This is a genomic window from Streptomyces sp. NPDC086147, assembly GCF_040702165.1.
Classification (GTDB): domain Bacteria; phylum Actinomycetota; class Actinomycetes; order Streptomycetales; family Streptomycetaceae; genus Streptomyces.
The window spans coordinates 25,871-47,767 of sequence record NZ_JBFBJO010000008.1 but is presented as its reverse complement, the minus strand read 5'-3'; the positions used below and the strand labels follow the sequence as shown (position 1 = coordinate 47,767).

Sequence of the window (21,897 nt, the reverse complement as noted above, 5' to 3'; positions counted from 1 at the left end):
CCTCTTTCACGGGCGCTCCACGTCCTCCGCGGACGTCTTGCGCCCTCCGCAGCCCCACGGAGAAGAAGATCATGAGTGCACGCAACAGCCAGGCCAGCAAGGCGGCCGCCCGCGAGCGACTGCGCCAGGAGCGCGAGCGCCAGGTGAAGAAGGACCGGGTGCGCCGGCAGCTCGTCGTGGCCGGTTCGGCCGTGGCCGTCCTCGCCGTCGCCGGCGGCGTCGGCTACGCGGTGGTGCAGGCCAACAAGCCCTCCGAGTGGGAGACGGCGGCGAAGGCGACGTCCGTCGCCACCCCGAAGAACACCTCGGGCGCGAACGGCACGACGGTCGTCGTCGGCAAGGCGTCCGCGAAGAAGACCCTGGAGCTGTACGAGGACTCGCGCTGCCCGGTCTGCGCGACCTTCGAGCAGTCGGTCGGCTCCACGGTCGAGAAGGACGTCGAGGAGGGCAAGTACAAGATCCGGTACGTCGGCGCCACCTTCATCGACGACGTCGCCACGGGCGAGGGCTCGAAGAACGCCCTCTCGGCGCTGGGCGCGGCCCTGGACGTGAGCCCGGAGGCCTTCCTGACGTACAAGTCCGCGCTCTACTCCACGAAGTTCCACCCGGAGGAGAACGACGACAAGTTCGCCAAGGACTCCTACCTGATCGAGGTCGCGGAGTCGGTGCCGGCGCTCAAGGGCAACGCCGCGTTCAAGAAGAACGTCGAGGAGGGCACCTTCGACGCCTGGGCGATGAAGATGTCCAAGGCCTTCGACGACAGCGGGGTGAAGGGCACCCCGACGCTGAAGATGGACGGCAAGCCCGTGACGGTCCAGGGCTCCGACAACCCGCCGATGACCTCGGACGAGTTCACGACGGCGATCACGGCGGCCCTCAAGGGCTGACGCCCGCCGCCGCCCGCTCCACGACGGAGCACCGGCCCCTCGGCCCCGGACCCTCGGTCCGGGGCCGGGGCGCGTCCGGACCGGCTCCGGGCGACCCGGGGGCGACCAGTCGGCGAACTTCCGGATTTCGCCTGCCCACCGGTCGTACCCGTCAGTAATCTGACTGCCCGTGACCAGTCGTCTCATATCTCCCGCCCCCACCCGCCGCACGGTCGTGAAGGCCGCCGCCGTCACCGCCGTCGCCGCGCCCGCCCTCCTGGGCGCGGCCTCCCCCGCCCTCGCGGGGACCGGGGCCCCCGCCTTCCTCCACGGCGTCGCCTCCGGCGACCCGCTGCCCGACGGCGTCCTGCTCTGGACGCGCGTCACCCCCGTCCCCGAGGCCGTGCCCGGCTCCGGCCTCGGCCCCGACGTCCGGGTCGGCTGGGAGGTCGCGGAGGACCGCGGCTTCGCCCGGACCGTCGCCTCCGGCACGACCACGGCGGGCGCCGCCACCGACCACACCGTGAAGGCGGACGTCCGGGGCCTGCGCCCGGCCACCTCCTACTGGTTCCGCTTCACCGTGGACGGCGTGGTCTCGCCGGCCGCCCGCACCCGCACCGCCCCGGCCGCCGACGCGGCCGCGCCCGGCGTCCGCTTCGGTGTGGTCTCCTGCGCGAACTGGGAGGCCGGGTACTTCTCCGCGTACCGCCACCTCGCCGCCCGCGCCGACCTGGACGCGGTGCTCCACCTCGGCGACTACCTCTACGAGTACGCCAGTGGGGCCTATCCCGAGGCGAAGTACACCGTCCGGGCCCACGAGCCGCGCCACGAGATCGTCTCGCTCGCCGACTACCGCGCCCGGCACGGAAAGTACAAGACGGACCCCGACCTCCGGGCGCTGCACGCGGCGCACCCGGTGATCGCCATCTGGGACGACCACGAGTTCGCCAACGACGCCTGGACGGGCGGGGCCGAGAACCACACCCCCGGCGCCGAGGGCGCGTGGGCGGCCCGGGTGGCGGCCGCCAAGCAGGCGTACTTCGAGTGGATGCCGGTCCGGGCCTCCACCGAGGGCACGGTCTTCCGGCGGCTGCGCTTCGGCAGGCTGGCCGATCTGCACCTGCTCGACCTGCGTTCGTTCCGCTCGGCCCAGGCGAAGACGGGCAGCGGCACGGTCGACGACCCGGAGCGGAGCATCACCGGGCGCGCCCAACTGGACTGGCTCAAGGCCGGGCTCGCCGGTTCGGACGCGACCTGGCAGCTGGTCGGCACCTCGGTGATGATCTCGCCGGTCGCCTTCGGCGCCCTGCCCGCCCACCTCCTGGAGCCGCTCGCGGAGCTGATGGGCCTGCCGAAGGAGGGGCTCGCGGTCAACGTCGACCAGTGGGACGGCTACACGGACGACCGCAAGGAGCTGCTCGCGCACCTGACCTCGCGGGGCGTCCGGAACACGGTCTTCCTGACCGGCGACATCCACATGGCCTGGGCCAACGACGTGCCGGTGAAGGCCGCGACGTACCCGCTCTCGGCCTCGGCGGCGACCGAGTTCGTGGTCACCTCGGTGACCTCGGACAACCTGGACGACCTGCTGCACGTGGCGCCGGGGACGCTCTCGGTGGTGGCGGCGACCGCGGTGAAGGCGGCCAACCGCCATGTGAAGTGGGTGGACATGGACCACCACGGCTACGGGGTGCTCGACGTGACCGCCGCCCGCTCCCAGATGGACTACTACACGGTCTCCGACAAGAGGGACCCGGCCGCGACGACGGCCTGGGCGCGCTCGTACCGGACGCAGAGCGGAACGCAGCGTGTCGAGCGGGTGTACCAGCCGGTCCTCTGAGGCACCCCGGATGGTTGATTTTCAGCCATGATCCCTTCTGTTAACGAGAGATCACACGGCTACGGCGGGTGGCGAGTTCCAGCGATCGAATCCGGACACACCACCCGCCTCCATCCTCCCGCTCGTTACGTCGACGTCTCAAACTCCGGAAGGCGCAGAAGATTTTCTTCCCGTTGCGCCGAATTGCCCCACGGATGATTGGGCCTGATCACTCCTCAACGGCCCCTGACATGGCCGCGTAATCTCCCCGGCGTGGCGGAGGAAGTTCCCCCGCCCACCCCCCACGAGGAGTCACCATGCGTGCTCTTGTCCGTATATCCCCGCGTACGTCACGTCGTGTCATCGGTACCGCCGTCATGGCCGGAACCCTGGCCCTCGCACCGCTTTCGGCCCCCGTCGCCACCGGTGCCGCCACCGCCGACCGCGCCTCCGCCTCCCTCTCCGCCGAGGAGTGCGAGGACGGCACCGGGGCCGTCTCCGCCGCCCGCAAGGCGCGCGGCGCCGACAGCCACGCCGCCGAGCCGAACGAGGTCTCGGCCGCCCAGGCCAAGGCGATGGACGCGGACCTCAAGAAGAGACTGGCGTCGCTCTCCCCGGCCGCGACCGCCAGTGCCGCCCGCGCCGCCGCCTCGGGCCGGGCCGCCGCCGCAGTCACCATCCCGGTCTACTTCCACGTCATCCACTCCGGGACGACGGGCAAGCTCTCCGCCTCCGCCGTCAACAGCCAGATCGCGGTCCTCAACGCGGCCTACGGCGGCCAGGGCACCGGCAACGCGAACACCAACTTCCAGTTCACGCTGGCCGGCACCGACTACACGAACAACTCCGGCTGGTACAACCTGGCCTCCGGCTCCAGCGCCGAGAAGCAGATGAAGCAGACGCTCCGCAAGGGCGGCGCCAACGCGCTGAACTTCTACACCGCCAAGCTGAGCGGCGGCCTCCTCGGCTGGGCGACCTTCCCGACCTCGTACGCCTCCAACCCGAAGATGGACGGCGTCGTCGTCCTGGACGCCTCGCTCCCGGGCGGCTCGGCGGCCAACTACAACCAGGGCGACACCGGTACGCACGAGGTCGGCCACTGGATGGGGCTCTACCACACCTTCCAGGGCGGCTGCGGCGGCAGCGGCGACTCCGTGTCCGACACCCCGGCCGAGTCGAGCCCGGCGTACGAGTGCCCGACGGGCCGCGACACCTGCACCACGGCGGGCGCGGACCCGATCCACAACTTCATGGACTACACGTACGACTCCTGCATGTACCAGTTCACCGCGGGCCAGGTGTCCCGGATGAACCAGCACTGGACCGCGTACCGCGGCTGACCGGCTCCGGGAACACACCGGGGGCGCGACGGGAAGAGCCTCCCGCCGCGCCCCCGGCGCACGTCCAGACGGGGCTACGCCGCGTCCGCCAGCTCCTCCAGGAACGCGAGCGCCACCGCCCAGGTCCGCTCGGCCGCCTCCGCGTCCCAGTCCGGCAGCTCCGGGTCCGTGTAGAGGTGCCCGGCGCCCCGGTAGCGGTGGATCTCCACGTCCGCCCCGGCCCGGCCCATCTGGAGGTACCAGGCGGACAGCCAGTCGTCCGTCTCGTAGGGATCGGGCTCGGCCACGTGCAGCTGTACGGGAAGCTCGTCCACCGACGCGTTCGGCGCGAGGTCCGAGGTGCCGTGCAGCAGCAGGAGGCCGCGGGCCCTCTCGTCGCCGAGGGCCAGGGTCTGCGCGACCGACGCGCCCAGCGAGAAGCCGGCGTAGACGAGTCCGCGCTCCGAGTACGGGGCGGCGGCCAGGATCGCGCGCTTCAGGAGCTCGTCCTTGCCGATCTCGTCCCGCTTCGCCATGCCCTCCTCCACCGAATCCGTGGTCCAGCCGTCGAAGAGGTCCGGCGTCCACACCCGGTGCCCGGCGTCCCGCAGCCGGTCGGCCGCGGCCTCCACGGCCGGGCGCGGTCCGTACACCGAGTGGAAAAGCATGATGTCCATGCCCGCCATCCTGCCACCCGCGGCGGACCGCCCCCGCTCACCGCATGCTGCGCACGTCCAGCTGACGGAGCACCCGGTCCACCACCTCCGGGTCGGCGCCCGGCTCGCTGCGCGCCGCCAGGACCTCGTGCCGGGCGGCCGACATCAGCTCCCGCTGGATGCGCTGCACCGCCTTGAAGCGGTCCGCCCGCTCCACGAAGGCGGTCCGCCGCTCGTCGTCCACGATGTCGGGGCTGATCCGCGCCGCGATGTCGAAGGCGCTGCGCTGGAGCCGCTCCTGCACCTCCTCCGGCAGGTCCTCGACCTCCTCGATCTCCTTGAGCCGCCGCTTGGCCGCCTTCGCGGCCCGGGCCGCGAGATCGTGCTCCAGGACCCGTTCGGCCTCGGCGTCCGCCTTCACCCCGAGCCACCGGACCAGGGTGGGCAGGGTGAGCCCCTGGAGGACGAGGGTGGTGAGGATCACGCAGAAGGCGATGAAGATGATCTCCGCGCGGCCGGGGAAGGGCTCGCCGTCGTCGGTGGTGAGCGGGACGGCGAGCGCGAGCGCCACCGAGGCCACCCCGCGCATCCCCGCCCACCACATGACGACGGTCTCCCGCCAGCTCACCGGGATCTCCTCGTCCACGTCCCGGAGCGTGTGCATCTTCTTCGCCAGCCAGGTCGCGGGCAGCAGCCACAGCAGCCGGACGACGACGACCGTCCCGGCCACGGCGGCGCCCCAGCCGAGCATCTCCAGGACGTGCCCGTCGGCGTACCCGAAGACGTGGACGACCTCCAGGCCGATGAGGCCGAAGGCGATGCCGGTCACGAGGGTGTCGACGATCTCCCAGAAGGTCTGCCCGGCGAGCCGGCCCATGACGTCGTCGGCGTCGGACGCGTGCTCGGCCAGGAAGAGGGCGGTGATCAGGACGGAGAGGACGCCGGAGCCGTGCAGCTCCTCGGCGAGCACGTAGCTCACGAAGGGGACGAGGAGGGTGAGTCCGGTCTGGAGGGTCGCGTCGCCCAGGAACCCGATGAGCTTGTTGGAGAGCCAGCCGAGCCCCAGGCCGACGGCCACGGCCACGACGGCGGAGAGCACGAGCGCGCCGGCCGCCCCGGGCACGGAGAAGGTGCCGCTGACGGCGGCGGCGATCGCCACGTGGTAGAGCACGATCGCGGTGACGTCGTTGAAGAGCCCCTCGCCCTCCAGGATCGACACGAGCCGTCGGGGCAGCCCGAGGGAGCCCGCGACGGCGGTCGCGGCGACCGGGTCCGGCGGGGCGACGAGGGCGCCGAGCGCGATGGCGGCGGCCAGCGGGATGCCGGGCACCAGCGCGTCGGCGACGGCGCCGACGGCGGCCGTGGTGACGAAGACCAGGGCCACGGCGAGCAGGAAGATGGGCCTTCTGTTGGCCGCGAACTGGCGCCAGGAGGTCCGCTGCACGGCCGCGTAGAGCAGGGGCGGCAGCACCAGCGGGAGGATGTACTCCGGCGGGATCTCGACGTTCGGCACGAAGGGCAGGAAGGCCAGCACGATCCCGACGAGGGTCATCAGGACGGGCGCGGGCAGCCCGAGCCGATCACCGAGGGGGACGGTGAGCAGGGCGCCGAGGAGCAGCAGGAACAGCAGGGCCAATTGATCCACGGGCTCAGCCTGCCACGCGCACCTGTTTTCACACGTGTTGTCCCGGGGGCGCCGCGACGGGCGGCCCCCGGGAGGACGGGCCCTACAGCGCCTTGCGCATGGCCCGGTGCGGGATGCCCGCGTCCGGGAACTCGGGGCCGTACGCCTCGTACCCGAGCCGCTCGTAGAAGCCGAGGGCGTGGATCTGCGCGTGCAGGTCGACGGCGGTCAGACCGCGCTCGCGCGCCGCCTCCTCGATGCCCCGGACCAGGGCCGCGCCGACCCCGAGGCCGCGCGCCGCCTTGGCGACCGCGAGCCGGCCGAGCGAGCCCACCGAGGCGTCGCCGCCGGTCTTGCCCAGCGCGTCGGCGCCGTGCAGCAGGCGCCCGGTGCCCAGCGGCAGCCCGTCCGCGCGGACCGCGAGGACGTGCACGGCGGTCGCGTCGTACGTGTCGTACTCCAGCTCCCGGGGCACGCCCTGCTCCTCGACGAAGACCTCGCGGCGGACCGCGAAACAGGCCTCCCGGTCCTCGTCGCCCAGGACCTCGCGGACGTCGTACGCGGCGCTCACCGGCTCTCCGCCTCGATCCGGTCCAGGGCCCTGCTCAGGTCCTCGGGGTAGGTGCTGGCGAACTCGACCCACGAGCCGTCGCCGGGGTGCTCGAAGCCGAGGCGGACGGCGTGCAGCCACTGCCGGGTCAGGCCGAGGCGCTTGGCGATCGTCGGGTCGGCGCCGTAGGTGAGGTCGCCGACGCAGGGGTGGCGGTGGGCGGACATGTGCACCCGGATCTGGTGGGTGCGGCCCGTCTCCAGCTTGATGTCGAGCAGCGAGGCCGAGCGGTAGGCCTCGATGAGGTCGTAGTGCGTGACGGAGGGCTTGCCGTCGGCGGTGACCGCCCACTTGTAGTCGTGCTGGGGGTGCCGGCCGATGGGGGCGTCGATGGTGCCGCTCATCGGGTCGGGGTGGCCCTGGACGAGCGCGTGGTAGCGCTTGTCGACCGTGCGCTCCTTGAACTGGCGCTTGAGCGAGGTGTACGCGTACTCCGACTTGGCGACGACCATCAGGCCGGAGGTGCCGACGTCGAGGCGGTGCACGATGCCCTGGCGCTCGGCGGCGCCGGAGGTGGAGATGCGGTAGCCGGCGGCGGCCAGGCCGCCGATGACGGTGGTGCCGGTCCAGCCGGGGCTGGGGTGGGCGGCGACGCCGATCGGCTTCATGATCACGACGATGTCGTCGTCGTCGTGGACGATCTCCATGCCCTCGACGGGCTCCGCGACGATCTGCACGGGCGCGGCCGCGCCCGGCATCTCGACCTCCAGCCACGCGCCGCCGCTGACCCGCTCGGACTTGCCGACGACGGAGCCGTCGACCTGGACCTTCCCTGCGGCGGCCAGCTCGGCCGCCTTCGTACGGGAGAACCCGAACATGCGGGCGATGGCGGCGTCGACGCGCTCGCCCTCCAGGCCATCGGGAACGGGCAGCGTGCGGATCTCGGGACTCGTACTCACCCGTCGAGTATGCCTTGTCAGTCCTTGTGGACGGTCCCGTCGGGGTCCAGGCCCCGGAACGACAGGATCACGATGAGGATGCCGCCGCAGACGATCGCCGAGTCGGCGAGGTTGAAGACGGCGAAGTGCGCGGGGGCGATGAAGTCGACGACCGCGCCCTCGAAGACGCCCGGCGAGCGGAAGATCCGGTCCGTGAGGTTGCCGAGCGCGCCGCCGAGCAGCAGGCCGAGCGCGATGGCCCAGGGCAGGCTGTAGAGCTTCCGCGCGAGCCGGATGATCACGACGATCACGGCGGCGGCGATGCAGGTGAAGATGATCGTGAAGGCCTCGCCCATGCCGAAGGCGGCGCCCGGGTTCCGGATGGCGTCGAAGCGGAGCAGGTCGCCGATCACCCGGATCGGCTCGCGGCCCTCCAGCTTCTCGACCACGAGGATCTTGCTGCCGAGGTCGAGCAGATAGGCCAGGAGGGCCACCACGAACAGGGCGACGATCCGGCGCCTGCCCCGGGGACGCTCCGCGGGGACGTCCGTGCCGTCGGAGGCGGCCGGCTCGTCGGCCCCTGCTGAATCCGGCGTACCGATGATGCGCTCCGCCTCTGCCACGTGAGTGAGTCCCTCGACCTCGATGCCTGACCGTGCACCGAGGGTACGGCACAGGCGTGCGAGACCGTCAGCCGAGACCACCGGCCGCGCGGCGCCCGTGGCCCGGCCCGTGCCGCCCTGGCGCCGCGCGGCGCCCGCCTCAGCCGCGCCGCTCCTGCCGCTGCTTGTCCTCGACGCAGAGCGTGGCCCTCGGGAAGGCCTGCATCCTGGCCTTGCCGATCGGCCTGCCGCACACCTCGCACAGTCCGTACGTGCCGGCGTCGAGCCGCTCCAGGGCGTGCTCGGTCTGCTCCAGCATCTCCCGGGCGTTGGCCGCGAGGGCCAGCTCGTGCTCGCGGGTGATGTTCTTGGTGCCGGTGTCGGCCTGGTCGTCACCGGCGCCGTCGCCCGAGTCCCGCATGAGGCCGGTCAGCTCCTCCCGGGAGTGGGCGAGCTCGCTGCGCAGCCGCAGCACCTCCGCCTGGAGCCCGTCGCGGGCCTCGGCGACCTCCTCGGGCGTCCAGGGGTCCTCGCCCGGACGGACCGCGAGCTCCCCGGCGCGGGCCGGGGGCACCGCGGCCCCGTCGCCGACGGTCGTGACGCCACCCGCGGTCTTCTTCGCTGCCACCGTCCTGGCTCCTGTCTGCTTCCGCGCGGACGCCCTGCCGGCGGCCGCCCTCTTCGCCCCGGCCTTCCCGGCGGGCGCGTCCGGGGCGGCGGTGTCCTCGGCGGAGGCCGCCTCGGCGGGGGCCGCCTCGGCGGGGGCCGCCGCTCCCGTCTTCTCCACGACGGCCCTCTTGGCCGCCGCGGCCTTCTTCGCGACCGTCTTCTTCGCGGCCGCCACCTTCTTCGCGACCGCCTTCTTGGCGCCCGCCTCGCCGGCCCCCCTCTTCCCGGACCCCTTCTCCCCGGCGGCCGCCTCCGGGGCGGGCTCCGGTTCCTCCGCGACCGTGGGGTGCCCGGCGACCGCAGTCCGTTTCCCGGCCGTGGTCTTCTTCGCGGCGGTCTTCTTCGCCACCATGTCGCGGCCCCTTCACATTTTGTGATCTTGCTCGCGAATCGTGCTGGGACGATAAATCGGCCCGAGGCCCGCGGCAACGGGGCACGCCGCCGTTCCCACCCGCCCCCGCTCCCCACCGGGGCGGCCTGCATCCGTTGTGCCCAGCTCTCCGCTCGGTTATCCGCACCGCCCCTCCCCCACATGGCCCCGCCCCGGGTCCGGCGCCCGCCGTGTGGCCATTCGGGTCACGGAAAACCGGTCGGCCGCCCTTCGCCGGGCCCCGTACACTGGCCTCAGCGAAAGGCTTGGATGGGGACGAGTAGCGTCGTACGCAGCCATGAGCGACCCGGGGACGGTGAGAGCCCGGGGGCGAGCCCGATGTGAAGCATCACCCCGGAGCCGCCGGAAGAAAGCCGCCCCCCGGGTGCGGCGACTAGACCCGGCGTCGCGACCCCAATGAGGGGGCTCGGGACGGTCACGTCCGGGGCCAAGGAGGGTGGTACCGCGGGAGCAGCGCTCTCGTCCCTCCGACGGAAGCAGAACCGTCCGTCCGGAGGAGAGTCCGCCGCATGACAGCGCCGCAGTACCGCCAGGTGCCCGCCCAGGTCGACCTGCCCGCCCTCGAGCACGCCGTGCTCGACTTCTGGCAGGAGAACAAGGTCTTCGCGAAGACCCTGGAGCAGTCCGAGGGCCGCCCCGAGTGGGTGTTCTACGAGGGCCCGCCCACCGCCAACGGCATGCCGGGCGCCCACCACATCGAGGCCCGCGTCTTCAAGGACGTCTTCCCCCGCTTCCGGACCATGCGCGGCTACCACGTGGCCCGCAAGGCCGGCTGGGACTGCCACGGCCTGCCGGTCGAGCTCGCCGTCGAGAAGGAGCTCGGCTTCTCCGGCAAGAAGGACATCGAGGACTACGGCATCGCCGAGTTCAACGACAGGTGCCGCGAGTCCGTGACCCGGCACACCGACGCCTTCGCCGAGCTGACGACCCGGATGGGCTACTGGGTCGACCTCGACGACGCGTACCGGACCATGGACCCCTCGTACATCGAGTCGGTCTGGTGGTCGCTCAAGCAGATCTTCGAGAAGGACCTGCTGGTCCAGGACCACCGGGTCGCGCCCTGGTGTCCCCGCTGCGGCACCGGCCTCTCCGACCACGAGCTGGCGCAGGGCTACGAGACGGTCGTCGACCCCTCGGTCTACGTCCGCTTCCCGCTGACCTCGGGACCGCTGGCCGGCCGGGCGGCGCTCCTGGTCTGGACGACGACTCCGTGGACCCTGGTGTCCAACACGGCGGTCGCCGCCCACCCCGAGGTCTCCTACGTGGTCGCCACCGACGGTGACGAGCAGGTCGTCGTCGCCGAGCCGCTGGTCGACAAGGCGCTCGGCGAGGGCTGGGTGACCACCGGCGAGACCTTCACCGGCAAGGACATGGAGCGCTGGACGTACGAGCGCCCGTTCGAGCTGATCGAGTTCCCGGAGCCGGCGCACTACGTCGTCAACGCCGAGTACGTGACGACCGAGGATGGCACGGGTCTGGTCCACCAGTCCCCCGCCTTCGGCGAGGACGACCTCAAGGTCTGCAAGGCGTACGGCCTGCCGGTCGTGAACCCGGTCCGCCCCGACGGCACCTTCGAGGAGGACGTGCCGCTGGTCGGCGGCGTCTTCTTCAAGAAGGCCGACGAGGCGCTGACCGCCGACCTGGACGCGCGCGGCCTGCTCTTCAAGCACATCGCGTACGAGCACAGCTACCCGCACTGCTGGCGCTGCCACACGGCCCTGCTCTACTACGCGCAGCCGTCCTGGTACATCCGCACGACCGCGGTCAAGGACCGCATGCTCGCGGAGAACGAGCGGACCAACTGGTTCCCGGAGTCGGTCAAGCACGGACGCTTCGGCGACTGGCTGACCAACAACGTCGACTGGGCCCTCTCCCGCAACCGCTACTGGGGCACCCCGCTGCCGATCTGGCGCTGCGAGGAGGGGCACCTGACCTGCGTGGGCTCGCGCGCCGAGCTGACCGAGCTCACCGGCACCGACCAGTCGGGCCTCGACCCGCACCGCCCGTACATCGACGCGGTGACGTTCGGCTGCCCCGCCGACGGCTGCTCGCTGGAGGCCGTCCGCGTCCCGGAGGTCATCGACGCCTGGTACGACTCGGGCTCGATGCCGTTCGCGCAGTACGGCTACCCGTACGAGAACAAGGAGCTGTTCGAGAGCCGCTACCCGGCGCAGTTCATCTCCGAGGCGATCGACCAGACCCGCGGCTGGTTCTACACGCTGATGGCCGTCGGCACCCTGGTGTTCGACAAGTCGTCGTACGAGAACGTGGTCTGCCTGGGCCACATCCTCGCCGAGGACGGCCGCAAGATGTCCAAGCACCTGGGGAACATCCTCCAGCCGATCCCGCTGATGGACCAGCACGGCGCCGACGCGGTCCGCTGGTTCATGGCGGCCGGCGGCTCGCCGTGGGCGGCCCGCCGGGTGGGCCACGGCACGATCCAGGAGGTCGTCCGCAAGACCCTCCTGACGTACTGGAACACGGTCGCCTTCCAGGCGCTCTACGCCCGCACGTCCGGCTGGGCGCCGAGCGCGGCGGACCCGGCCCCGGCCGACCGCACGGTCCTCGACAAGTGGCTCCTCTCCGAGCTGAACACGCTGGTGGCCGAGGCCACCGAGGCGATGGAGTCGTACGACACCCAGCGCACCGGCAAGCTCCTGTCGGCGTTCGTCGACGACCTGTCCAACTGGTACGTGCGCCGCTCCCGCCGCCGCTTCTGGCAGGGCGACAAGGCGGCCCTGCGGACCCTGCACGAGGTCGTGGAGACGGTCACCCGCCTGATGGCCCCGCTGACCCCGTTCATCACCGAGCGGGTCTGGCAGGACCTGGTCGTCCCGGTGACCCCGGACGCCCCGGAGTCGGTCCACCTGGCCACCTGGCCGGAGGCGGACGCCGCCCTGATCGACGGCACCCTCTCCGAGCAGATGCTGCTCGTCCGGCGCCTGGTGGAGCTGGGCCGGGCGACGCGCGCCGAGTCGGGCGTGAAGACCCGCCAGCCGCTCTCCCGCGCCCTGGTCGCGGCCAACGGCTTCGCGGCGCTCTCCCCCGAGCTCCGGGCCCAGATCACGGAGGAGCTGAACGTCTCCTCGCTCGCGTCCCTCTCCGAGGTCGGCGGCTCGCTGGTCGACACGACGGCCAAGGCGAACTTCCGGGCCCTGGGCAAGCGCTTCGGCAAGGGCGTCCAGGACGTGGCCAAGGCGGTGGCGGCGGCGGACGCGGCGGCCCTCTCCCTGGCACTGCGCTCCGGCGGGGCGAGCCTGGAGGTGAACGGCGAGACGATCACCGTCACCCCCGAGGAGATCATCATCACGGAGACCCCCCGCGAGGGCTGGTCGGTCGCCTCGGACGCGGGCGCGACGGTCGCCCTCGACCTGGAGATCACCCCGGAGCTGCGCCGGGCGGGCCTGGCCCGTGACGCGATCCGGCTGATCCAGGAGGCCCGCAAGAACAGCGGCCTGGACGTCGCCGACCGGATCGCCCTGCGCTGGACCTCGGACTCCGAGGAGACCACGGACGCCCTGACGGCCCACGCGGCCCTCATCGCGGACGAGGTCCTGGCGACGGACCACGCGAACGGCGAGGCCGACGACAGCTACGGCGCCCCGTTCACGGACGAGGCCCTCGGCCTGACGTTCCGCCTCCGCAAGGCGTAACCGGCACGGCGAAAGGCCCGGCTCCCCCGCTCCGGGGGGCCGGGCCGCTCGCCTCGTCCGGGGGCCGGGGCCTTCCGCTCTCCCCTCCCGTACGTCTCCGCACACGGCGAAGGGCCGGCCCCCGGTTTCCCGGGAGCCGGCCCTCGTAGCCTGCCGACGGCTACGCGCTCGTCGCGCGACCGCCCGCCGTCAGTTGTCGTCCTCGTCGATCAGGAAGCCCCGCATCGGCGCCGGAGCCTGCTGCATCGGCTGCGGTGCCTGCGGACGGACCGGAGCCATCGGCTGGGTCATCGCCGGAGACATCTGCTGCTGACCGCCGCCGTAGGACGGGGCGCCGCCCATGGACGGACCGCCACCCATCGTGCCGCCGCCGTAGGACGGGGCACCGGCGCCGGCCGAGGCCATCGACGGGGCCGGCGGCAGGGAGGCCGCGGCCGGGGTCCGCGGCGGAGCCAGCGAGTCGTCCGCCTGGGTCTCCAGCTGGCGCAGCTGCGACTCCAGGTACGACTTCAGACGCGTGCGGTACTCGCGCTCGAAGCCCCGCAGGTCCTCGACCTTGCGCTCCAGGGTGGCGCGGGCGGACTCCAGGGAGCCCATCGCGACGCGGTGCTTCTCCTGCGCGTCCCGCTCCAGGGCGTCGGCCTTGGCGCGGGCGTCCCGCTCCAGGCCCTCGGCGCGCGAGCGCGCCTCGCCGACGATCTTGTTGGCCTCGGAACGGGCCTCCGCGATCGCCTGGTCGGCCGTCTGCTGGGCCAGCGAGAGGACACGCGCGGCGCTGTCGCCGCCCGGAGCCTGCGCGGGCTGCTGCTGCATCTGCTGCGGGTGGCCCATCGGACCGCCCTGCATCGGGCCGGGACCCATCGGTCCGCCCTGCATGGGTCCGCCCTGCATAGGGCCACCCTGCATCGGACCGCCCTGCATGGGACCGCCCTGCATCGGGCCGCCCTGCATGGGGCCGCCCTGCATGGGACCGCCCTGCATCGGGCCACCCTGCATCGGGCCGGCGGGAAGCTGAGGAGCGCCGGAAGGCAGCTGCGGCGGGCCCATCTGCGGCGGCTGCTGCTGGACCGGCGGTCCGGATATGGCGGCGGGTACCGGGGCCCCGGGACCGACGGGACGATCCTGCTGCTCCGGGGGCTTGCGCATGCTCTGCTGCTGCTGGTTCTGCGCGGCGGCGCGCGTCGCGGCGGCCAGCTTGGCGCGCAGGTCCTCGTTCTCGCGAAGCAGGCGGGTCAGCTCGGCCTCGACCTCGTCGAGGAAGGCATCGACCTCGTCCTCGTCATAGCCTTCTCGAAGGCGGACGGTCGTGAACTGCTTGTTCCGCACGTCCTCGGGAGTCAGCGGCATCTCTTCTTCACCTCTACGTAGTCGTCGGCAGTCGGCAAGACCGTATCGTCCACACTCACCTCGCGAAGCTGCTCACGAGGGAGATCAGGATGTAGACGATGATCATCAGAACGAAGAAGGACAGGTCGAGTGCCACACCCCCGAGACGCAGCGGCGGGATCAGCCGCCGCAGGAGCTTGAGCGGTGGATCGGTGACAGTGTAGGTGGCCTCAAGGACGACCACCATCGCCTTACCGGGTTGCCATGAACGGGCGAACTGGAAGACGTAGTCCATGACAAGCCGGACGATCAGGAGGACGAGGAAGCACATCAGCACGATGTAGACCACCTGTAGTGCGACGCCCATCCCGCGTTTCCCTCTCCCCTGGCTTGCGTGCTCTCGCTCGTCCGGCCGCCCTCGCGACCGGTCCGTCCGGTTCCTGTGTTCTCAGCTCTGGTTGAAGAATCCGCCCTCTGCGATCCGGGCCTTGTCCTCCGCCGTGACATCGACGTTAGCAGGCGACAACAGGAACACCTTCTGCGTCACGCGCTCAATGCTGCCATGGAGCCCGAAGACGAGTCCGGCGGCAAAGTCGACAAGTCGCTTCGCGTCCGTGTCGTCCATCTCCGTGAGGTTCATGATCACCGGGGTCCCCTCACGGAAGTGTTCCCCGATGGTACGGGCCTCGTTGTAGGTCCGGGGGTGCAGCGTGGTGATGCGGTAGGGCTCCCGCTCGGACACGACCTTGGGCATGATCACCGGTGCGTTCTTCTCCAGGCTCGGGCGTTCGGGTGTGATGGATGCCACGGGGGCAATTCGGGCCGGACGTCCGCTTTCGGCGAGTACCGGGACGGAATGGGCGACGGGCTCCCGGGGGGCCGGGGGCTTCACCATGCGCACCGGCTCCTCGTGCTCCACCTGTCGCGGGGGGGCGTGACGCCGGTCGCGCTCGGGCTCCGGCTCCAGCTCGGGTTCGAAGTCGTCGTCGGGGTCGAAGCCCCGGCCGTCGTACCCATCGTCCTCCACGAGGCCGAGGTAGACCGCCATCTTGCGCATCGCGCCGGCCATGCTCCGATTCCTCCGCTCTGTGGTGGATCGGCCTTGTCACCAAGTGCCGGTGATCCACGGGTCGTCCCGCCGTTCTGCGGAATGACCATATTTTCTGCTGTGGTCCGACTTGCTTCGCGACGTTACCCGAGCTTCGGGCGGACACCGAGTACCGCCGTACCGACGCGTACGTGTGTCGCCCCGGCGGCGACGGCCTCTTCGAGGTCCCCGCTCATCCCCGCGGACACCATGTTCGCAGCAGGACGGGCCGTGCGCAGGGCAGTCGACAAATCCATCAACCGGTCGAAGGCGGCGCGCGGCTCGCCGGCGTAGGGACCGGCGAGCGGGGCGACCGTCATCAGGCCGTCGAGCCGCAGCCCGGGGGCGGCGTCCACGGCCGCCGCCAACTCCTCGATCCCGTCCGGCGACACGCCGCCCCGGTCACCCCGCTCGCCGGACTCCGCGTCGAGCGCGACCTGGATCAGACAGCCGAGTTCGTGCCCGCGCTTCTCCGCGGCGGCGGAGAGGGAGGAGACGAGCTTCGAACGGTCGACGGACTGCACGACGTCGGCGTAACCGGTCACCGACCTGACCTTGTTCGTCTGCAACTGGCCCACGAAGTGCCAGGTGAGGTCGAGATCGGCACAGGCGGCCGCCTTGGGCGCGGCGTCCTGGTCGCGGTTCTCGGCGACGTGCCGAACTCCCAGGCCGTGGAGGATTCTCACGTCGGTCGCGGGGTAGGTCTTGGTCACCACGATCAGGGTGACCTCCTCGCGCGCGCGTCCTGCGGCGGCGCAGGCGGCGGCGATGCGCGCCTCCACTCGGGCCAGGTTCTCGGCGAGTTCCGCCGTGCGGTCCGTCATCAGCTCTTTCCTGCCGGGGATCCGGGGACCTCGCCCCGGGAGGACTCGGCGTCCAACCAGACATATCCCGCGAGTCGCCCCGTGGTGCGGTCGCGGCGGTACGAGTAGTGGTCGCGGGACTCCAGGGTGCAGATCCCGGCGTCCTCGACGTCCCGGACCCCGAGCCGTTCGAGCTGCGCGCGCACTCCGGCGGCGACGTCGACGGCGGGGGTCCCCCAGGAGGTCTCCGCGGCGGCGGCCGGTTCGACGGCCGCGATCTCGTCGCGCATCGCCTCCGGCACCTCGTAGCACCGTCCGCAGACGGACGGTCCGGTGCGGGCGACGATCCGGGCGGGGTCGGCGCCGAGACCGGTCATGGCCTTCACGGCGGCCGGGACGATACCGGCGACCATGCCGGGCCGTCCGGCGTGGGCGGCGGCCGCGACCCCGGCGACGGAGTCGGCGAGCAGGACCGGTACGCAGTCGGCGGTGAGGACGGCGAGGGCGAGTCCGCGCCGGGTGGTGACGAGGGCGTCGACGGAGGGGATCTCCGCGTCGCCCCAGGGGCCGTCGACCTCGGCCACGTCCGCGCCGTGCACCTGGTTCATCCAGACCGTCCGGGCCGGGTCGAGCCCGAGGGCCCCGGCGGCGAGCGCCCGGTTGGCGAGCACGGCCCCGGGGTCGTCGCCCACCGCGCCGCCGAGGTTGAGCTCCTCGTACGGAACGGCGCTCACCCCGCCCCACCGGTCGGTGAAGGCGAAGTGCGCGCCGTTCGCGTCGAAGCGCCGTCCTATCACTTCAGGAAGTCCGGGACGTCCAGCTCCTCGGCCTGGCTGTCCGCGTACGGACGGGCCGGGGGGACCACCGGCGGGGCCGGGGTCAGCGGGGTCTCGTTGACGGCCGGGGCGACGGGCTCGGCCGGGGCGGGGGCCGGGTCCTCGCGCGGGGTCACCGTGCCGAGGCCGCCCAGCGGGCGGGAGGCCTCGGTGGCGCGGGGCGCCGGGGCGGGCTCCTCGCGCTTGGCGGAGACCGAGCCGATGATGTTGTCCCGGCGGGCCGGCGGCTGGCCGCCGTCGAAGCCGGCCGCGATGACGGTGACCCGGACCTCGTCGCCGAGGGCGTCGTCGATGACGGCGCCGAAGATGATGTTGGCCTCGGGGTGGGCCGCCTCGCTGACCAGCTGCGCGGCCTCGTTGATCTCGAAGAGGCCGAGGTCGCTGCCGCCCGAGATGGAGAGCAGCACGCCGCGGGCGCCGTCGATGGAGGCCTCCAGGAGCGGCGAGGAGATCGCCATCTCCGCGGCGGCCACCGCGCGGTCGTCGCCGCGGGCGGAGCCGATGCCCATGAGGGCGGAACCGGCCTCGGACATGACCGACTTGACGTCGGCGAAGTCGAGGTTGATCAGACCCGGGGTGGTGATGAGGTCGGTGATGCCCTGGACACCGCTCAGGAGGACCTGGTCGGCCGACTTGAACGCGTCGAGCACGGAGACCTGGCGGTCCGAGATCGAGAGCAGCCGGTCGTTGGGGATGACGATGAGGGTGTCGACCTCTTCGCGGAGCTCGGCGATGCCGTCCTCCGCCTGGTTGGCGCGACGGCGGCCCTCGAAGGTGAACGGCCGGGTGACCACACCGATCGTGAGGGCGCCGAGCGAGCGCGCGATGTTGGCGACGACGGGCGCGCCGCCGGTGCCGGTGCCGCCGCCTTCGCCGGCGGTGACGAAGACCATGTCGGCCCCCTTGAGGACCTCCTCGATCTCCTCGCGGTGGTCCTCTGCCGCCTTGCGACCGACGGCCGGGTTCGCCCCGGCCCCGAGGCCGCGGGTGAGTTCACGGCCGACGTCGAGCTTGACGTCGGCGTCGCTCATCAACAGCGCTTGCGCGTCGGTGTTGATCGCGATGAACTCGACGCCCTTGAGGCCGACCTCGATCATTCGGTTGATGGCATTGACACCACCGCCGCCGACACCGATGACCTTGATGACTGCGAGGTAGTTCTGCGGTGCTGCCACGTCGAAGGCCTCTCGCCTCGAGTTACGTGTCGCCACCGCGCGGTTGGCCGCGCTGCGACGACGGATGCCGATTGGGACGGTCCGAAACGCCGACCCAAACCCTAACGTTGAAGTTTAGGGTTACCAGTGTCTCTGTTCGCTGGACTCTTCCGAACAGGACACTAAGTCGACAAGCGGCGCACGTTCAACGAACACGCCGAACCTCCCGTTTTTCTTTTCACCCTATGTGATCACCCGTAGCGCTGGCCAACCAGGGTGCTGGCCAGCGGTGATGCCCGTCAACTCCCCGACGAGGCAGGCGCCGTGGGAGCACTTACATCGAAGTGCCCCGCTTTGGGGGTCGCCTTCATGAGGGCGGTCAGGACCCGGGCCTTGACGGGGCCGTGTTCACCGCTGCCCCAGAGGACGGTACGGCCGCCGGTCAGTTCGAGCGTGACGGAGTCGTACGAGGTGACGCGGACGACCCGGGTGTTCCGGGCGACCTCCGCCGGGAGTTCGCCCCGGACGCGGACCGCCTCCTTGAGCAGCCGGTCCGCGTCGAAGCGGCGGATGCTCGGGGAGGAGGAGGCGTCGAGGGCCAGCAGGGGGACGCCCGGGGGCGCGGTGGCGACGGTGGCGAACCGCACGCCGTTCATGTCCACTTCGGTGAACTTTCCGCCCTTTTCGATGAGCAGGACCGGCTTCCGCTCCGTCACTTCGAGCCCGATTCCGTGCGGCCAGGACCGCACGACCTCGATCGACTCGATCCGCGGCAGCAGCTGCCGGGTCCTGGCCTCGATGGCGTCGGTGTCGACGGAGGCGAGCGGGGCGCCGACCGGGACGGCGGCGGCCTTCTCGACCTCGGCCGGGGTCAGGACCCGGGTGCCCGAAGTCTTCACACGTTCCACACGGAACCAGTCCGACCCGTAGAGGGCCCAGAGCAGGCCGGCCGCGACCGCGACGAGGCCGAGCGCGGAGAGCAGGAACCGGGGCGCGGGTGCCCGGAACCTTCGATTCCGGGCACCCGGCCGGGACGGACCGTCCGACGACCCCTTCGACCCGCGTGCGCCGCCCTTCTCGGCGGTCGTCGGTGCGGTTGCCACCCGGCGCCTCCTGCCCTTCCGTCCGGAGCGCCGCGCTACGCCTGGCGGCGGGCGGCGATCGCCTCGTACACCATGCCGACGAGCAGGTCGTCGGCGTCCCGGCGGCCGAACTCGGCGGCGGCGCGGGACATCTCGTACAACCGGTGCGGATCGGCCAGTACGGGCAGGACGTTGGCCTGCACCCACTGCGGCGACAGCTCCGCGTCGTCGACGAGGAGCCCGCCGCCGGCCTTGACCACCGGCTGGGCGTTGAGCCGCTGTTCGCCGTTGCCGATGGGCAGCGGGACGTACGCGGCGGGCAGCCCGACGGCGGAGAGCTCGGCGACGGTCATCGCGCCCGCGCGGCAGAGCATCATGTCGGCCGCGGCGTACGCGAGATCCATCCGGTCCACGTAGGGTACCGGCACGTAGGGCGGCATACCGGGCATGTTGTCGACGCGCGGCATTTCGTTCTTCGGGCCGACCGCGTGCAGGATCTGGATACCGGAGCGCTGGAGCACCGGGGCGATCTGCTGGATCACCTCGTTGAGGCGCCGGGCGCCCTGCGAGCCGCCCGAGACGAGCAGCGTCGGCAGGTTCGGGTCGAGCCCGAACGCGGCGCGCGCCTCGGGGCGCACCCGGGCCCGGTCGAGGGTGGCGATGGTGTGCCGCAGCGGGATGCCGATGTAGCGGGCGTTGCGGAGCTTGTTGTCCGGGGTGGCGACGGCGACCCCGGCCGCGTACCGCGAACCGATCTTGTTGGCCAGGCCGGGCCGGGCGTTGGCCTCGTGGACCACGATCGGCACCCCGAGCCGCTTGGCGGCCAGGTAGCCGGGCAGCGCCACGTAGCCGCCGAAGCCGACCACGCAGTCCGCCTTGGTGCGCTCCAGGACCTGCTCGGCCGCCTTGATCGTGCCGCGCAGCCGCCCGGGGACGGTGATCAGCTCGGGGGTGGGCTTGCGGGGCAGCGGTACGGCGGGGATGAGCGCCAGCTCGTAGCCCCGCTCGGGCACGAGCCGGGTCTCCAGGCCCTTCTCCGTGCCCAGCGCCGTGATCCCCACGCTGGGGTCCTGCCTGCGCAGGGCGTCCGCGAGGGCGAGCGCGGGCTCGATGTGGCCGGCGGTCCCCCCACCGGCGAGTACGACATGCACCGAAATTCACCGCTCTCCGGACGGGCGCTTCTTCACGCGCCGTCGCATCGACTTCCATCTCTTCCCGACCCGCTTGCCCCAGCCGGGGCGGCGCATGGCCAGGGCCGCTTTCGCGGCGGGTTCCTGTCGCGCGAAGGCGATGAGGAGCCCGACGGCGAACATGGTCGGCAGCAGGGCCGACCCTCCGTAGGAGAACAGCGGGAGCGGGACACCGGCGATCGGCAACAGGCCGAGCACCGCACCGATGTTGATCACGGCCTGCGCCGTGATCCAGGTGGTCACGCCTCCCGCGGCGAACCTCACGAAGGGGTCCTCCGTGCCTCCGGCCACGCGGATACCCGCATAGCCTAGAGCCGCGAACAGGGCGAGTACCGACAGCGTCCCCGCGAGACCCAGTTCCTCACCGGTGACCGCGAAGATGAAGTCGGTGTGCGCCTCGGGCAGTTGGCCCCATTTCTCCACGCTCGCACCGAGCCCGGATCCGAACCATCCGCCCGACGCCAGAGCATAGATTCCGTGCGCGGCCTGGAGGCAGGGGGCTCCCTCGCCGCCGGGGTCGGAGGCCCCGATGCACTGGAAGCGGTCCATCCGGTGCGGGCTCGTCCTGATGAGCAGCGCCCCGAGGGCGCCGGCCACCACGAGCACGCCGACGAAGAGCCGGGTGGGGGCGCCCGCCGTCCACAGCAGGCCGAAGAGGATCGCGGTGAGGATGATCGCGGTGCCCATGTCGCCGCCGAGCATGATCAGCCCGAGCAGCATGAAGGTGCCGGGGACCAGCGGCACCAGCATGTGCTTCCACTGGGTGAGCAGCTTCATGTCCTGCTTGCGGGCGAGCAGGTCGGCCCCCCACAGGATCAGCCCCAGCTTGCCGAACTCGCTGGGCTGGAGCATGAAGGGGCCGCCCAGCGAGATCCAGTTCTGGTTGCCGCCGACGGAGTGCCCTATCCCCGGGATCTGCACGAGGACCATCAGGAAGACCGCGCCGACCAGGATCGGGTAGGCGAGCGCCCGGTGCAGCTTCACCGGCATCCGGGAGGCGGCCAGGAGCAGCCCGGTGCCGAGGAGCGCGGCGAAGAACTGCTTCCGGAAGAAGTACGACGGCACCAGCTCGTAGCGGAGCGCGGTGATCATCGAGGCGGAGTAGACCATCACGAGCCCGAGGGCGGTGATGAGCATCCCGGCCCCGATGATCACGTAGTACGCCGTGAGAGGGCGGTCCCAGGCCTTCCTGGCCCGCTCGTGGAGTCCCCGGATCCCCCCGCCGCCCGCCCGCCGCGGGATCGCGGGAGTCCGCCCCCCGCCGCGTGCGGCGGAGGGCCGGCGCGTCCCGGCGGTCTTGCTCGGCATGGTCGCCGTCCCCTCCGGTCGTGT

General features: G+C 71.9%; 19 protein-coding genes. 4 read left to right on the top strand and 15 right to left on the bottom strand.

Going from position 1 to position 21,897, the window contains the following annotated elements; genetic code table 11:
• The first annotated feature begins 71 nt into the window (after positions 1 to 71).
• From AB0398_RS19090 to AB0398_RS19080, 3 genes are all read left to right on the top strand, one after another.
• The gene (locus AB0398_RS19090) at positions 72 to 887 is read left to right on the top strand and encodes a DsbA family protein (protein ID WP_366376518.1); all 816 of its coding nucleotides are present in this window, start codon (positions 72 to 74) and stop codon (positions 885 to 887) included.
• 169 nt (positions 888 to 1,056) lie between these two features.
• Entirely contained in the window at positions 1,057 to 2,706 is a 1,650-nt protein-coding gene (locus AB0398_RS19085; RefSeq protein ID WP_366376516.1) for an alkaline phosphatase D family protein, read from the top strand.
• Between the two features lie 356 nt (positions 2,707 to 3,062).
• On the top strand, positions 3,063 to 4,025 hold the full coding sequence (locus tag AB0398_RS19080; RefSeq protein WP_366376514.1) for a zinc metalloprotease: 963 nt from the start codon (positions 3,063 to 3,065) through the stop codon (positions 4,023 to 4,025).
• Positions 4,026 to 4,099: 74 nt separating this feature from the next.
• Here AB0398_RS19080 and AB0398_RS19075 read toward each other — a convergent pair whose 3' ends face one another.
• From AB0398_RS19075 to AB0398_RS19050, 6 genes are all read right to left on the bottom strand, one after another.
• The gene (locus tag AB0398_RS19075; RefSeq protein ID WP_366376513.1) at positions 4,100 to 4,681 is read right to left on the bottom strand and encodes a dienelactone hydrolase family protein; all 582 of its coding nucleotides are present in this window, start codon (positions 4,679 to 4,681) and stop codon (positions 4,100 to 4,102) included.
• A gap of 37 nt (positions 4,682 to 4,718) precedes the next feature.
• A complete protein-coding gene (locus AB0398_RS19070; protein ID WP_366376511.1) occupies positions 4,719 to 6,305 on the bottom strand; it encodes a Na+/H+ antiporter in 1,587 nt (528 codons plus the stop codon).
• Between the two features lie 82 nt (positions 6,306 to 6,387).
• Entirely contained in the window at positions 6,388 to 6,855 is a 468-nt protein-coding gene (locus AB0398_RS19065; RefSeq protein WP_366376509.1) for a GNAT family N-acetyltransferase, read from the bottom strand.
• The gene (locus AB0398_RS19060; RefSeq protein ID WP_053640443.1) at positions 6,852 to 7,793 is read right to left on the bottom strand and encodes an RluA family pseudouridine synthase; all 942 of its coding nucleotides are present in this window, start codon (positions 7,791 to 7,793) and stop codon (positions 6,852 to 6,854) included. The genes AB0398_RS19065 and AB0398_RS19060 overlap by 4 nt, the downstream gene beginning before the upstream one ends.
• 17 nt (positions 7,794 to 7,810) lie before the next feature.
• Positions 7,811 to 8,395, bottom strand: coding sequence for a signal peptidase II (lspA, locus tag AB0398_RS19055; RefSeq protein ID WP_366376508.1), 585 nt, complete (start codon positions 8,393 to 8,395; stop codon positions 7,811 to 7,813).
• Positions 8,396 to 8,534: 139 nt separating this feature from the next.
• The gene (locus tag AB0398_RS19050) at positions 8,535 to 9,395 is read right to left on the bottom strand and encodes a TraR/DksA C4-type zinc finger protein (RefSeq protein ID WP_366376507.1); all 861 of its coding nucleotides are present in this window, start codon (positions 9,393 to 9,395) and stop codon (positions 8,535 to 8,537) included.
• 548 nt (positions 9,396 to 9,943) lie between these two features.
• On the opposite strand from AB0398_RS19050, the gene ileS reads away from it, so the two are divergent.
• The gene (ileS, locus tag AB0398_RS19045) at positions 9,944 to 13,087 is read left to right on the top strand and encodes an isoleucine--tRNA ligase (RefSeq protein ID WP_366376505.1); all 3,144 of its coding nucleotides are present in this window, start codon (positions 9,944 to 9,946) and stop codon (positions 13,085 to 13,087) included.
• A gap of 189 nt (positions 13,088 to 13,276) precedes the next feature.
• On the opposite strand, the gene AB0398_RS19040 is transcribed toward ileS, so the two are convergent.
• From AB0398_RS19040 to ftsW, 9 genes are all read right to left on the bottom strand, one after another.
• Positions 13,277 to 14,434, bottom strand: a complete 1,158-nt coding sequence (locus AB0398_RS19040) for a DivIVA domain-containing protein (protein ID WP_366376503.1) — start codon at positions 14,432 to 14,434, stop codon at positions 13,277 to 13,279.
• A gap of 55 nt (positions 14,435 to 14,489) precedes the next feature.
• Positions 14,490 to 14,780: a YggT family protein gene (locus AB0398_RS19035; protein ID WP_360801912.1), complete on the bottom strand. Its 291-nt coding sequence runs from the start codon at positions 14,778 to 14,780 to the stop codon at positions 14,490 to 14,492.
• Positions 14,781 to 14,861: 81 nt separating this feature from the next.
• Positions 14,862 to 15,482 carry a cell division protein SepF gene (sepF, locus tag AB0398_RS19030; RefSeq protein ID WP_366376501.1) on the bottom strand — a complete coding sequence of 207 codons (621 nt, stop codon included), beginning with the start codon at positions 15,480 to 15,482 and terminating at the stop codon, positions 14,862 to 14,864.
• 122 nt (positions 15,483 to 15,604) lie between these two features.
• Complete coding sequence (locus tag AB0398_RS19025; RefSeq protein WP_366376499.1) at positions 15,605 to 16,324, bottom strand: YggS family pyridoxal phosphate-dependent enzyme; 720 nt, start codon at positions 16,322 to 16,324, stop codon at positions 15,605 to 15,607.
• On the bottom strand, positions 16,324 to 17,100 hold the full coding sequence (gene pgeF, locus AB0398_RS19020) for a peptidoglycan editing factor PgeF (protein WP_366376497.1): 777 nt from the start codon (positions 17,098 to 17,100) through the stop codon (positions 16,324 to 16,326). Before pgeF ends, AB0398_RS19025 begins: the two co-directional genes overlap by 1 nt.
• The gene (ftsZ, locus tag AB0398_RS19015; RefSeq protein WP_366376495.1) at positions 17,097 to 18,314 is read right to left on the bottom strand and encodes a cell division protein FtsZ; all 1,218 of its coding nucleotides are present in this window, start codon (positions 18,312 to 18,314) and stop codon (positions 17,097 to 17,099) included. The genes pgeF and ftsZ overlap by 4 nt, the downstream gene beginning before the upstream one ends.
• Positions 18,315 to 18,592: 278 nt before the next feature.
• Positions 18,593 to 19,396, bottom strand: coding sequence for an FtsQ-type POTRA domain-containing protein (locus AB0398_RS19010; protein ID WP_366376493.1), 804 nt, complete (start codon positions 19,394 to 19,396; stop codon positions 18,593 to 18,595).
• 35 nt (positions 19,397 to 19,431) lie between these two features.
• Positions 19,432 to 20,526 (bottom strand): undecaprenyldiphospho-muramoylpentapeptide beta-N-acetylglucosaminyltransferase, encoded by a 1,095-nt coding sequence (gene murG / locus AB0398_RS19005; protein ID WP_366376491.1) that lies wholly within the window; start codon positions 20,524 to 20,526, stop codon positions 19,432 to 19,434.
• Positions 20,527 to 20,532: 6 nt separating this feature from the next.
• Positions 20,533 to 21,873, bottom strand: coding sequence for a putative lipid II flippase FtsW (gene ftsW, locus AB0398_RS19000; RefSeq protein ID WP_366376489.1), 1,341 nt, complete (start codon positions 21,871 to 21,873; stop codon positions 20,533 to 20,535).
• Between the last annotated feature and the right edge of the window lie 24 nt (positions 21,874 to 21,897).